Origin of the sequence: Pseudomonas sp. H9 (assembly GCF_004353925.1) — a bacterium.
GTDB lineage: Bacteria > Pseudomonadota > Gammaproteobacteria > Pseudomonadales > Pseudomonadaceae > Aquipseudomonas.
Genome location: NZ_SMOK01000004.1, coordinates 234,698 through 247,077 on the forward strand (window position 1 = coordinate 234,698; position 12,380 = coordinate 247,077).

At 55.4% G+C, this 12,380-nt stretch carries 21 protein-coding genes; all 21 read right to left on the reverse strand.

Going from position 1 to position 12,380, the window contains the following annotated elements; all coding sequences use genetic code 11:
• Positions 1 to 5: 5 nt before the first annotated feature.
• A complete protein-coding gene (gene rplF / locus E1573_RS03485; protein ID WP_133210698.1) occupies positions 6 to 539 on the reverse strand; it encodes a 50S ribosomal protein L6 in 534 nt (177 codons plus the stop codon).
• A gap of 12 nt (positions 540 to 551) precedes the next feature.
• Positions 552 to 944, reverse strand: coding sequence for a 30S ribosomal protein S8 (rpsH, locus tag E1573_RS03490; protein WP_045182484.1), 393 nt, complete (start codon positions 942 to 944; stop codon positions 552 to 554).
• A 208-nt stretch (positions 945 to 1,152) separates the two neighbouring features.
• Entirely contained in the window at positions 1,153 to 1,458 is a 306-nt protein-coding gene (gene rpsN, locus E1573_RS03495; protein ID WP_010220312.1) for a 30S ribosomal protein S14, read from the reverse strand.
• A gap of 13 nt (positions 1,459 to 1,471) precedes the next feature.
• Positions 1,472 to 2,011: a 50S ribosomal protein L5 gene (gene rplE, locus E1573_RS03500; RefSeq protein WP_028944480.1), complete on the reverse strand. Its 540-nt coding sequence runs from the start codon at positions 2,009 to 2,011 to the stop codon at positions 1,472 to 1,474.
• Positions 2,012 to 2,031: 20 nt separating this feature from the next.
• Complete coding sequence (gene rplX, locus E1573_RS03505; RefSeq protein ID WP_009397501.1) at positions 2,032 to 2,346, reverse strand: 50S ribosomal protein L24; 315 nt, start codon at positions 2,344 to 2,346, stop codon at positions 2,032 to 2,034.
• Between the two features lie 11 nt (positions 2,347 to 2,357).
• Complete coding sequence (gene rplN / locus E1573_RS03510) at positions 2,358 to 2,726, reverse strand: 50S ribosomal protein L14 (RefSeq protein WP_002555479.1); 369 nt, start codon at positions 2,724 to 2,726, stop codon at positions 2,358 to 2,360.
• Between the two features lie 23 nt (positions 2,727 to 2,749).
• Positions 2,750 to 3,016 (reverse strand): 30S ribosomal protein S17, encoded by a 267-nt coding sequence (gene rpsQ / locus E1573_RS03515; RefSeq protein WP_133210701.1) that lies wholly within the window; start codon positions 3,014 to 3,016, stop codon positions 2,750 to 2,752.
• A gap of 2 nt (positions 3,017 to 3,018) precedes the next feature.
• A complete protein-coding gene (gene rpmC, locus E1573_RS03520; protein WP_002555481.1) occupies positions 3,019 to 3,210 on the reverse strand; it encodes a 50S ribosomal protein L29 in 192 nt (63 codons plus the stop codon).
• Positions 3,210 to 3,623: a 50S ribosomal protein L16 gene (rplP, locus tag E1573_RS03525; RefSeq protein WP_003255479.1), complete on the reverse strand. Its 414-nt coding sequence runs from the start codon at positions 3,621 to 3,623 to the stop codon at positions 3,210 to 3,212. The genes rpmC and rplP overlap by 1 nt, the downstream gene beginning before the upstream one ends.
• A gap of 12 nt (positions 3,624 to 3,635) precedes the next feature.
• Positions 3,636 to 4,322, reverse strand: coding sequence for a 30S ribosomal protein S3 (gene rpsC, locus E1573_RS03530; RefSeq protein ID WP_010220308.1), 687 nt, complete (start codon positions 4,320 to 4,322; stop codon positions 3,636 to 3,638).
• Between the two features lie 13 nt (positions 4,323 to 4,335).
• Positions 4,336 to 4,668: a 50S ribosomal protein L22 gene (rplV, locus tag E1573_RS03535; protein ID WP_003103908.1), complete on the reverse strand. Its 333-nt coding sequence runs from the start codon at positions 4,666 to 4,668 to the stop codon at positions 4,336 to 4,338.
• 11 nt (positions 4,669 to 4,679) lie between these two features.
• Complete coding sequence (gene rpsS / locus E1573_RS03540) at positions 4,680 to 4,955, reverse strand: 30S ribosomal protein S19 (protein WP_002555486.1); 276 nt, start codon at positions 4,953 to 4,955, stop codon at positions 4,680 to 4,682.
• 16 nt (positions 4,956 to 4,971) lie between these two features.
• Positions 4,972 to 5,796 (reverse strand): 50S ribosomal protein L2, encoded by an 825-nt coding sequence (gene rplB / locus E1573_RS03545; protein ID WP_133210703.1) that lies wholly within the window; start codon positions 5,794 to 5,796, stop codon positions 4,972 to 4,974.
• 14 nt (positions 5,797 to 5,810) lie between these two features.
• Positions 5,811 to 6,110 carry a 50S ribosomal protein L23 gene (gene rplW / locus E1573_RS03550; RefSeq protein ID WP_010220306.1) on the reverse strand — a complete coding sequence of 100 codons (300 nt, stop codon included), beginning with the start codon at positions 6,108 to 6,110 and terminating at the stop codon, positions 5,811 to 5,813.
• Positions 6,107 to 6,709 (reverse strand): 50S ribosomal protein L4, encoded by a 603-nt coding sequence (gene rplD / locus E1573_RS03555; protein WP_133210705.1) that lies wholly within the window; start codon positions 6,707 to 6,709, stop codon positions 6,107 to 6,109. Before rplD ends, rplW begins: the two co-directional genes overlap by 4 nt.
• Before the next feature lie 12 nt (positions 6,710 to 6,721).
• Complete coding sequence (gene rplC, locus E1573_RS03560) at positions 6,722 to 7,357, reverse strand: 50S ribosomal protein L3 (RefSeq protein WP_133210707.1); 636 nt, start codon at positions 7,355 to 7,357, stop codon at positions 6,722 to 6,724.
• 80 nt (positions 7,358 to 7,437) lie between these two features.
• The gene (gene rpsJ / locus E1573_RS03565) at positions 7,438 to 7,749 is read right to left on the reverse strand and encodes a 30S ribosomal protein S10 (protein WP_003186070.1); all 312 of its coding nucleotides are present in this window, start codon (positions 7,747 to 7,749) and stop codon (positions 7,438 to 7,440) included.
• Positions 7,750 to 7,891: 142 nt separating this feature from the next.
• Complete coding sequence (gene tuf, locus E1573_RS03570; protein ID WP_010951775.1) at positions 7,892 to 9,085, reverse strand: elongation factor Tu; 1,194 nt, start codon at positions 9,083 to 9,085, stop codon at positions 7,892 to 7,894.
• A 27-nt stretch (positions 9,086 to 9,112) separates the two neighbouring features.
• Entirely contained in the window at positions 9,113 to 11,260 is a 2,148-nt protein-coding gene (fusA, locus tag E1573_RS03575) for an elongation factor G (RefSeq protein WP_133210709.1), read from the reverse strand.
• A gap of 30 nt (positions 11,261 to 11,290) precedes the next feature.
• Positions 11,291 to 11,761, reverse strand: a complete 471-nt coding sequence (gene rpsG / locus E1573_RS03580; RefSeq protein WP_008089143.1) for a 30S ribosomal protein S7 — start codon at positions 11,759 to 11,761, stop codon at positions 11,291 to 11,293.
• 122 nt (positions 11,762 to 11,883) lie between these two features.
• Positions 11,884 to 12,255, reverse strand: coding sequence for a 30S ribosomal protein S12 (gene rpsL, locus E1573_RS03585; protein WP_003186084.1), 372 nt, complete (start codon positions 12,253 to 12,255; stop codon positions 11,884 to 11,886).
• Positions 12,256 to 12,380: the final 125 nt, after the last annotated feature.

Below are 12,380 nucleotides of genomic sequence, written 5' to 3' on the forward strand. Positions count from 1 at the left end.
AGGCCCTACTTCTTCTTGGCTTCTTTACGACGGACGACTTCGTCCGCGTAACGCACACCCTTGCCTTTGTACGGCTCTGGTGGACGGAAACCGCGGATTTCAGCGGCCACCTGACCTACCAGCTGCTTGTCGATACCTTTGATCAGGATATCGGTCTGGCTTGGGGTCTCAGCGGTGATACCGGCCGGCAGTTCGTAATCCACTGGATGCGAGAAGCCGAGTGCCAGGTTCAGCACGGTGCCTTTGGCTTGTGCTTTGTAACCAACACCGACCAGCTGGAGCTTGCGCTCGAAGCCTTGGCTTACGCCTTGGACCATGTTGTTAACCAGAGCACGGGTGGTACCGGCCATAGCGCGGGTTTGTTGATCGCCGTTGCGAGCAGCAAAACGCAGCTCACCAGCTTCTTCAACTACTTCTACGGACGAGTGAACGTTCAGTTCGAGAGTGCCCTTGGCACCCTTCACCGAAAGCTGTTGGCCGACGAATTTGACTTCGACACCGGCTGGCAGCTTAACGGGGTTCTTAGCGACGCGAGACATGCTTATCCCCCCTTAGAACACTGTGCAGAGAACTTCGCCGCCGACACCGGCAGCGCGCGCAGCACGATCAGTCATCACACCTTTGTTGGTGGAGACGATAGACACGCCCAGACCGCCACGTACTTTCGGCAGATCTTCGACGGACTTGTACTGACGCAGGCCTGGACGACTTACGCGCTTGACTTCTTCGATGACCGGACGGCCTTCGAAGTATTTCAGCTCGATGGAAAGCGATGGCTTGACTTCGCTGCTAACTTGGTAGCCAGCGATGTAACCTTCGTCTTTCAGAACTTTGGCGACCGCAACCTTCAGAGTCGAAGAAGGCATGCTTACGACGGACTTTTCAGCCATCTGGGCATTACGGATGCGAGTTAGCATGTCCGCTAACGGGTCCTGCATACTCATGGGCTAGACGCTCCTGATACAAGAAAAATTAGCCTCTCGGCTACTACAGTCCCCCGAACGGCCAGGTCAAAAAACCCGGGCTCAGGAGAGCCGGTCATTCTAGACAGATACCAGAAACGAAACAAGCCCCAGTAGGGGCTTGTTTCGTTGCAAAGTCACCGGTGGTCGGAAGATTGCTCCTCCGCCACCTGGACGCTGCCGGTACGTCTTACCAGCTGGCTTTAACCAGACCTGGAACGTCACCGCGCATTGCTGCTTCACGCAGCTTGTTACGGCCGAGGCCGAACTTGCGGTAAACGCCGTGTGGACGACCGGTGATGCGGCAGCGGTTACGCAGGCGCGAGGCGCTAGCGTCACGTGGCTGCTTCTGCAGAGCTACAACAGCGGCAAAACGCTCTTCTGGAGTTGCTTCCAGGTTAACGATGGTCGCTTTCAGCTCGGCACGCTTCTTGGCGTACTTGGCAACAGTGAGCTGACGCTTCAGCTCACGGTTTTTCATGCTCTTCTTGGCCATTTTCCTACTCCAATCAGTTGCGGAACGGGAATTTGAAAGCACGCAGCAGTGCGCGGCCTTCGTCATCGTTCTTAGCAGTGGTGGTCAGGGTAATGTCCAGACCGCGCAGAGCATCGATCTTGTCGTAGTCGATTTCCGGGAAGATGATCTGCTCTTTGACACCCATGCTGTAGTTGCCACGACCATCGAAGGACTTGGCATTCAGGCCGCGGAAGTCGCGAACCCGAGGCAGGGAGATCGCCAGCAGGCGGTCCAGGAATTCGTACATACGATCACGGCGCAGAGTAACTTTAACGCCGATCGGCCAGCCCTCACGGACTTTGAAGCCCGCGATGGATTTCCGAGCGAAAGTCACAACGGCTTTTTGACCGGTGATCTTTTCCAGGTCAGCAACAGCGTGCTCGATGACTTTTTTGTCGCCGACAGCTTCGCCCAGACCCATGTTCAGGGTGATCTTGGTAACGCGCGGAACTTCCATCACGTTCGCCAGCTTAAGTTCTTCCTTAAGCTTCGGAGCAATTTCCTTCCGGTAAATCTCTTTCAGTCGTGCCATGGTCTTCTACCTAGCAGTGTTCAAGCATCAACCGCTTTTTGGGTCGACTTGAAGACACGAATTTTCTTGCCGTCTTCTACTTTGAAACCAACGCGGTCAGCCTTGTTGGTTTCGCCGTTGAAAATGGCGACGTTGGAAGCGTGCAGTGGCGCTTCTTTCTCGACGATACCGCCTTGTACGCCCGACATCGGGTTAGGCTTGGTATGACGCTTCACCAGGTTGATCCCACCAACGACCAGACGGTCGTCAGCGAGAACCTTGAGCACCTTACCGCGCTTACCTTTGTCTTTGCCGGCGATCACGATGATCTCGTCGTCACGACGAATCTTTTGCATGTCGGATCTCCTTACAGCACTTCTGGGGCGAGCGAGACGATCTTCATGAACTTCTCGGTACGAAGTTCACGGGTCACTGGCCCAAAGATACGGGTGCCGATCGGCTCTTGCTTGTTGTTCAGCAGAACAGCAGCGTTGCCATCAAAGCGGATGATGGAGCCGTCAGCACGACGGACACCGTGGCGAGTGCGGACTACAACAGCAGTCATCACTTGGCCTTTCTTCACTTTACCGCGAGGAATTGCTTCCTTAACGGTTACCTTGATGATGTCACCGATACCGGCGTAACGGCGGTGAGAACCGCCGAGCACCTTGATGCACATGACGCGACGAGCGCCGCTGTTATCGGCCACATCGAGCATGGATTGAGTCTGAATCATAAAATTTCTCCGACCCTTAGCCCTTAGACTTCAACAGCGCGTTCGAGAACTTCAACCAGTGCCCAGGACTTGGTCTTGGCCAGCGGACGGGTCTCACGGATGGAGACCTTGTCGCCGATATGGCACTGATTGGTTTCGTCGTGCGCGTGCAGCTTAGTCGAACGCTTAACGTATTTACCGTAGATCGGGTGCTTTACGCGACGCTCGATCAATACGGTGATGGTTTTGTCCATCTTGTCGCTGACAACACGGCCAGTCAGCGTACGGACAGTTTTTTCAACTTCAGCCATGATTACTTACCTGCCTGCTGGTTGAGCACAGTTTTCACGCGAGCGATGTCACGCTTAACTTGCGAGAGCAGGTGCGACTGCCCCAACTGGCCAGTTGCTTTCTGCATACGCAGATTGAACTGGTCGCGCAGCAAGCCGAGCAGTTGCTCATTCAGTTGCTGTGCGGATTTTTCACGAAGTTCATTCGCTTTCATCACATCACCGTCCGCTTAACAAAGGAGGTGGCGAGAGGCAGCTTTGCAGCGGCCAGGGCGAAAGCTTCGCGCGCCAGCTCTTCAGAAACACCCTCGATCTCGTACAGGACTTTACCTGGCTGGATCTGGGCAACCCAGTACTCCACGGAACCCTTACCTTTACCCATCCGCACTTCGAGAGGCTTCTTGGAGATCGGCTTGTCCGGGAACACACGGATCCAGATTTTACCGCCACGTTTTACGTGACGAGTCAGAGCACGACGTGCCGACTCAATCTGGCGAGCGGTGAGACGACCGCGAGCAACAGCTTTCAGGGCGAATTCGCCGAAGCTGACCTTGCTACCGCGCAGTGCCAGACCACGGTTGTGGCCAGTCATCTGCTTGCGGAATTTTGTACGCTTTGGTTGCAACATTTGGCGTACCCCTTACTTAGCAGCTTTTTTACGAGGCGCTGGTGCTTGTGGTTTCAGTTCTTCTTGGCGACCACCAATTACTTCGCCTTTGAAGATCCAAACCTTCACACCGATCACACCGTAAGTGGTGTGAGCTTCGTAGGTGGCATAGTCGATATCGGCACGCAGGGTGTGCAGTGGCACACGACCTTCGCGATACCATTCAGTACGTGCGATTTCAGCACCGCCGAGACGACCGCTCACCTGGATCTTGATGCCTTTGGCACCAATGCGCATGGCGTTCTGTACGGCGCGCTTCATGGCGCGACGGAACATCACACGACGCTCCAGCTGCTGAGCTACGCTCTGAGCTACCAGCATACCGTCGAGTTCCGGCTTGCGGATCTCTTCGATATTGATGTGCACAGGCACACCCATTTGCTTGGTCAGGTCCTGACGCAGTTTTTCAACATCTTCACCTTTCTTCCCGATAACGATACCTGGACGAGCGGTGTGGATGGTGATGCGTGCAGTTTGAGCCGGACGATGGATATCGATACGGCTAACGGACGCGCTTTTTAGTTTGTCTTGGAGGTACTCACGCACATTCAGATCTGCGAGCAAATAGTCCGCATAAGTCCGACCGTCTGCGTACCAGACGGAGGTGTGCTCCTTGACGATTCCCAGGCGAATGCCAGTGGGATGTACTTTCTGACCCATCTGATCGACTCCGTTACTTGTCCGCAACCTTGACAGTGATATGGCAAGACCGCTTGACGATGCGATCAGCGCGGCCTTTGGCACGCGGCATGATACGCTTCAGCGAACGCCCTTCGTTGACGAAAACGGTGGAGACCTTCAGGTCATCAACGTCTGCGCCTTCGTTATGCTCGGCGTTGGCTACGGCCGACTCGAGGACTTTCTTCATGATTTCAGCGGCTTTTTTGCTGCTGAAGGCCAACAGGTTGAGCGCTTCGCCCACCTTCTTCCCGCGGATCTGGTCGGCGACCAAGCGGGCTTTCTGGGCGGAGATTCGAGCGCCCGACAACTTAGCGGCTACTTCCATTTCCTTACCCCTTAACGCTTGGCTTTCTTGTCAGCCACGTGCCCACGATAGGTGCGGGTACCGGCAAACTCGCCCAGTTTATGGCCGACCATGTCTTCGTTCACGAGAACTGGGACGTGTTGACGACCGTTGTGTACCGCGATGGTCAGACCGACCATTTGTGGCAGGATCATCGAACGGCGCGACCAGGTCTTAACTGGTTTGCGATCGTTCTTTTCCGCCGCCACTTCGATCTTCTTCAGTAGGTGAAGATCGATAAAAGGACCTTTTTTCAGAGAACGTGGCACTGTCGTATCCCTCTATTTACTTGCGACGACGGACGATCATGTTGTCGGTACGCTTATTACCACGAGTCTTCGCGCCCTTAGTCGGGAAGCCCCATGGCGATACCGGATGACGACCACCGGAGGTACGACCTTCACCACCACCATGTGGGTGGTCAACCGGGTTCATGGCAACACCACGAACGGTTGGGCGAACGCCACGCCAGCGTTTGGCACCGGCTTTACCCAGCGAACGCAGGCTGTGCTCGGAGTTCGAGACTTCGCCCAGGGTCGCACGGCATTCAGCCAGGACTTTACGCATTTCACCGGAGCGCAGACGCAGGGTCACATAGACACCTTCGCGAGCGATCAGCTGAGCCGAAGCACCAGCGGAACGAGCGATCTGAGCACCTTTGCCCGGCTTCAGTTCGATGCCGTGAATGGTGCTACCCACTGGGATGTTGCGCAGTTGCAGGGAGTTGCCTGGCTTGATTGGAGCCAGAGCGCCTGCGATCAGCTGGTCGCCAGCAGCAACGCCTTTAGGGGCGATGATGTAGCGGCGCTCGCCGTCTGCGTAGCACAGCAGTGCGATGTGAGCAGTACGGTTTGGATCGTATTCGATACGCTCGACAGTGGCGACGATGCCATCTTTGTCGTTGCGACGGAAATCGACCATACGGTAATGCTGCTTATGACCACCACCTACGTGACGAGTAGTGATACGGCCATTGTTGTTACGACCACCAGACTTCGACTTCTTCTCGAGCAGCGGTGCGTGAGGAGCGCCTTTATGCAGCTCCTTGTTGACCACCTTGACCACGAAACGGCGGCCAGCGGAAGTCGGTTTGCATTTAACGATTGCCATGATGCACCCCTTCCTTACTCAGCACTGCTGCTGAAATCGAGATCTTGGCCTGGCTGAAGGGATACGATCGCCTTCTTCCAGTCATTACGCTTGCCCAGACCACGTGCGGTACGCTTGGTTTTACCCAGAACGTTAACAGTCGACACGTTTTCGACTTTTACGCCGAACAGGCCTTCGACAGCTTTCTTGATTTCCAGCTTGGTTGCATCGGTAGCAACCTTGAATACGAACTGGCCTTTTTTCTCAGCCAGAACGGTAGCCTTCTCGGAAACGTGCGGGCCAAGGAGGACTTTAAATACGCGTTCCTGGTTCATCCCAGCAGCTCCTCGAATTTCTTCACGGCCGACACAGTGATCAACACTTTGTCGTATGCGATCAGACTGACCGGATCGGAACCCTGAACGTCACGTACGTCGACGTGCGGCAGGTTACGAGCAGCCAGGTACAGGTTCTGATCAACAGCGTCAGAAACGATCAGTACGTCGCTCAGACCCATGCCGTTCAGCTTGCTCAGCAGGTCTTTGGTTTTCGGTGCTTCAACAGCGAAGTCCTGAACCACGACCAGACGGTCGGTACGCACCAGCTCAGCGAGGATGGAGCGCAGTGCTGCGCGGTACATCTTCTTGTTGAGCTTCTGCGAGTGGTCTTGAGGACGAGCTGCGAAAGTGGTACCGCCGCCACGCCAGATTGGGCTACGGATAGTACCGGCACGAGCGCGACCAGTACCTTTCTGACGCCATGGGCGCTTACCGCCACCAGCAACGTCGGAACGGGTTTTCTGCTGCTTGGTGCCCTGACGGCCGCCGGCCATGTAGGCCACGACTGCTTGGTGAACCAGCGTCTCGTTGAATTCGCCACCGAAAGTCAGTTCGGAAACTTCGATCGCTTGAGCGTCATTTACATTAAGTTGCATGTCAGCTTCCCCTTAACCGCGAGCCTTGGCAGCCGGACGCACAACCACGTTACCGCCAGTAGCGCCTGGAACGGCACCCTTGACCAGCAACAGATTGCGTTCAGCGTCGACGCGCACTACTTCCAGGGACTGAACGGTCACGCGCTCGGCGCCCATATGACCGGACATTTTCTTGCCCTTGAATACACGACCAGGAGTCTGGCACTGGCCGATAGAGCCCGGGACGCGGTGGGATACGGAGTTACCGTGGGTGTTATCTTGACCACGGAAATTCCAGCGCTTGATAGTACCGGCGAAGCCTTTACCTTTGGACTGACCGGTAACGTCTACCAGCTGACCTGCAGCGAAGATTTCAGCGTTGATCGAGTCGCCAGCCTTGAACTCGCCTTCTTCAAGACGGAATTCCTGGACCAGACGACCAGCGGCAACGTTCGCCTTAGCGAAGTGACCTGCTTGAGCAGCAGTCACACGCGAAGCACGACGCTCACCTACAGTGACTTGCACTGCACGGTAGCCATCGGTTTCTTCAGTTTTGAACTGGGTGACGCGATTCGGCTCGATCTCAATGACCGTGACCGGAATGGAGACACCTTCTTCGGTGAAAATACGGGTCATACCCGCTTTACGACCGACTACACCAATAGTCATGTTGTAAACCTCATGAGTGTACGGGGCTTTCACCCGCTATGGCCGCCCATTTCAGAGCGTTACACGACTAAGACCAGGTCTTAGCCGAGGCTGATCTGCACTTCCACACCTGCTGCAAGATCAAGCTTCATCAGCGCATCAACGGTTTTATCCGTTGGCTGGACGATGTCCAGAACGCGCTTATGAGTACGGATCTCGTACTGGTCACGCGCGTCTTTGTTGACGTGCGGGGAGACCAGAACGGTGAACCGCTCTTTGCGAGTAGGCAGTGGAATTGGACCACGCACTTGAGCACCAGTACGTTTCGCGGTTTCCACGATTTCCTGGGTGGATTGGTCGATCAGGCGATGGTCGAAAGCCTTCAACCTGATACGGATTTGCTGATTTTGCATTGGATTTCAGACTCCAGGCTGCTATTCCCACCGGGCGCACTACGCCCGTTAAAAGGAGGCGTGATTCTATAGACGCCCCTATTGGGTGTCAACCCAATAAAAAAAGCCCCCGCTGAGCGGGGGCTTTTCAACCTATCGAGAATTACTCGATGATTTTGGCTACGACGCCAGCGCCGACGGTACGACCGCCTTCACGGATAGCGAAACGCAGACCATCTTCCATTGCGATGGTTTTGATCAGAGTGACAGTCATCTGGATGTTGTCACCTGGCATTACCATTTCAACGCCTTCTGGCAGCTCGCAGTTACCGGTCACGTCAGTAGTACGGAAGTAGAACTGTGGACGGTAGCCTTTGAAGAACGGAGTGTGACGACCGCCTTCTTCCTTGCTCAGAACGTAAACTTCTGCGGTGAACTTGGTGTGCGGCTTAACCGAACCTGGCTTGACCAGAACCTGACCACGCTCAACGTCGTCACGCTTGGTACCACGCAGCAGAACGCCGCAGTTCTCGCCAGCACGACCTTCGTCCAGCAGCTTGCGGAACATCTCAACACCGGTGCAGGTGGTGGTGGTGGTGTCACGCAGACCAACGATTTCCAGTGGATCCTGAACGCGGACGATACCACGCTCGATACGACCGGTAACAACGGTACCACGACCCGAGATCGAGAATACGTCTTCGATTGGCATCAGGAACGGCTGGTCGATTGCACGAACTGGCTCAGGGATGTAGGCATCCAGAGTTTCTACCAGCTTCTTAACAGCGGTAGTACCCATTTCGTTATCATCTTTGCCTTCCAGCGCCATACGAGCCGAACCGATGATGATCGGGGTGTCGTCGCCTGGGAAGTCGTAGGTGGACAGCAGGTCGCGAACTTCCATCTCAACCAGTTCCAGCAGCTCAGCGTCGTCTACCAGGTCAGCCTTGTTCAGGAAGACCACGATGTACGGAACGCCTACCTGACGGGACAGCAGGATGTGCTCACGGGTTTGTGGCATCGGACCATCGGCGGCCGAGCAAACCAGGATCGCGCCGTCCATCTGGGCAGCACCGGTGATCATGTTCTTCACGTAGTCAGCGTGACCTGGGCAGTCAACGTGAGCGTAGTGACGAATGTTCGAGTTGTACTCGACGTGCGCGGTATTGATGGTGATACCACGAGCTTTTTCTTCTGGAGCCGAGTCGATTTTGTCGAACTCAACAACGGCCGAACCGAAAACTTCGGAGCAGACGCGAGTCAGAGCTGCGGTCAGAGTGGTCTTACCGTGGTCAACGTGGCCGATAGTGCCGACGTTAACGTGGGGAAGGGAACGATCAAATTTTTCTTTAGCCACGACAGTGAACCTCTTGCCTAAAGGGGATTAGCCTTGTTTTTTAACGAGTGCTTCGACGATGTTCGACGGAGCTTCGGCGTATTTGGAGAATTCCATGGAGTAGCTTGCGCGACCCTGAGACATGGAACGAACGTCGGTTGCGTAACCGAACATCTCTCCGAGCGGCACCTCAGCAGTGATTACCTTGCCGGACACCGAGTCTTCATTACCCTGGATCATCCCGCGACGACGGCTCAGGTCACCCATCACGTCACCCAGGTAATCTTCCGGAGTTACAACTTCGACCTTCATGATCGGCTCAAGCACAACGCCACCGCCCTTCTGGGCCAGTTGCTTGGTCGCCATCGAAGCAGCGATTTTGAACGCCATTTCGTTGGAGTCGACGTCGTGGTACGAACCGTCGAATACCGTAGCCTTGAGGCCGAGCAGCGGATAGCCGGCAACAACGCCGTTTTTCATCTGCTCTTCGATACCCTTCTGGATCGGGGCGATGAATTCCTTAGGAATCACACCACCAACGACTTCGTTGGTAAACACCAGACCTTCGGTGATGTTGCCCTTGTCGTCCACGTCCGGCTCCGAGAAACGGATCCAGCAGTGACCGAACTGACCACGACCACCCGACTGACGAACGAACTTGCCTTCGATCTCGACGTTGGACTTGGTGATCTTCTCGCGGTACGAAACCTGCGGCTTACCGACGTTGCACTCGACGTTGAACTCGCGCTTCATGCGGTCAACGAGGATGTCCAGGTGCAGCTCACCCATACCGGAGATGATGGTCTGGCCGGTTTCTTCGTCAGTCTTGACGCGGAACGACGGGTCTTCCTGGGCCAGCTTGCCCAGAGCGATACCCATCTTCTCCTGGTCAGCCTTGGTTTTCGGCTCTACGGAGAGCGAAATCACCGGCTCAGGGAAGTCCATACGCTCGAGGATGATCGGCTTGTCGGCGCTGCACAGGGTGTCACCGGTAGTGACGTCCTTCATGCCGATCAGAGCAGCGATGTCGCCTGCCAGTACTTCCTTGATTTCTTCACGCTGGTTGGCGTGCATCTGCACCATACGGCCAACGCGTTCTTTCTTGCCCTTGACCGAGTTGATGACGGAGTCACCGGAGGTCAGGAAGCCCGAGTAGACGCGAACGAACGTCAGAGTACCCACGAACGGGTCGGTGGCAATCTTGAACGCCAGCGCCGAGAAAGGCTCGCCGTCGTCAGCATGACGCTCCTCGTACTGCTCTTCCTTCAGCTCGTCCTTCGGGATCTCGATCAGATCAGGATGGATACCCTTGATCGCAGGAATCTCGGTAGGAGCAGGCAGGAAGTCGATGACGGCGTCGAGAACCAGGGGAACGCCCTTGTTCTTGAACGACGAACCGCAGACAGCCGGAACGATCTCGCTGGCCAGGGTGCGCGCGCGCAGACCGGCCTTGATTTCTTCGACAGTCAGCTCACCTTCTTCAAGGTACTTGTTCATCAGCTCTTCGTTGGCTTCTGCAGCGGCTTCGACCATGTTGGCGCGCCACTCTTCAGCCAGCTCCAACATATCGGCAGGAATTTCTTCCTCGCGATAGGTGGTGCCCTTGTCGTCGTCGTTCCAGTAGATCGCCTTCATCTTGATCAGGTCGACCTGGCCCTGGAAGTTGTCTTCCGAGCCGATAGCCAGCTGAACAGGGACCGGGGTGTGACCCAGACGGTTTTTGATCTGACCTACGACACGCAGGAAGTTTGCACCTGCACGGTCCATTTTGTTCACGTAAACAACACGTGGAACACCGTACTTGTTGGCTTGACGCCATACGGTTTCGGACTGCGGCTCAACGCCGGAGGTACCGCAGAAAACAACGACCGCGCCGTCGAGTACGCGCAGCGAACGTTCTACTTCAATGGTGAAGTCAACGTGGCCAGGGGTATCGATGACGTTTACGCGATAGTTATCGTACTGACCACGGGAACCTTTCCAGAAGGTGGTTACAGCAGCGGAGGTAATGGTAATACCCCGCTCCTGCTCCTGCACCATCCAGTCGGTGGTCGCGGCGCCGTCGTGCACCTCGCCCATTTTGTGGCTCAGACCTGTGTAGAACAGGATCCGCTCGGTAGTGGTAGTTTTACCCGCGTCAACGTGGGCGCAAATACCAATGTTACGGTAGCGGTTAATTGGTGTAGTACGAGCCATAGAGCCCTCGCAAAAATAGTGATGCCTGAATTAGAAGCGGTAGTGCGAGAACGCTTTGTTGGCTTCAGCCATACGGTGAACGTCTTCACGCTTCTTGACTGCAGCACCTTTGCCTTCAGCAGCATCCAGCAGCTCGCCAGCCAGGCGCAGAGCCATAGACTTCTCGCCGCGCTTACGGGCGTAGTCTACCAACCAGCGCATTGCCAGGGCGTTACGACGGGATGGACGAACTTCTACAGGAACCTGGTAGGTAGCACCGCCAACACGGCGCGACTTAACTTCGACCAGCGGAGCGATGGCGTCGAGAGCTTTCTCGAAGATTTCCAGGGGATCGCTGTTCTTGCGTTCTTTAACCTTGTCCAGTGCACCGTAAACGATACGCTCGGCAACGGCTTTCTTGCCGCTTTCCATTACGTGGTTCATGAACTTGGCGAGGATCTGGCTTCCGTATTTTGGATCGTCCAGAATCTCACGCTTGGCTGCTACACGACGTCTTGGCATTGATAAGCCCTCAAACGGTCTTCAGGTTAGCCCGGGACAGTTGACCCCAGCGGGGTGCGTGCCCGACCTTACTCTTATCGACTCAATAAAATGAATTACTGCAAACTGCTACAAACGACCGATTACTTCGGACGCTTGGTACCGTACTTCGAACGGCCTTGGTTACGACCTTTAACGCCGGAAGTATCCAGGGAACCGCGAACGGTGTGGTAACGAACACCTGGCAAGTCTTTTACACGACCGCCACGGATCAGTACGACGCTGTGCTCTTGCAGGTTGTGGCCTTCACCACCGATGTACGAGGAAACCTCGAAACCGTTGGTCAGACGCACACGGCATACTTTACGCAGTGCCGAGTTAGGTTTTTTCGGCGTAGTGGTGTACACACGGGTGCACACGCCACGACGTTGCGGGCAGTTCTGCAGCGCAGGAACGTCGGATTTCTCGACGATACGCTTACGCGGCTGACGTACCAGCTGGTTGATAGTTGCCATCTACTAGCTCCACTGTTGTCTTGCGACGCTATTGTCTTGCAAGAAAAGCAAAAATTGGCAGGACGGAGTCCCACCAAATTTAGGGGTACAAGAGTCTAAAGAGGATCTTGCGCCCAGTCAAGATG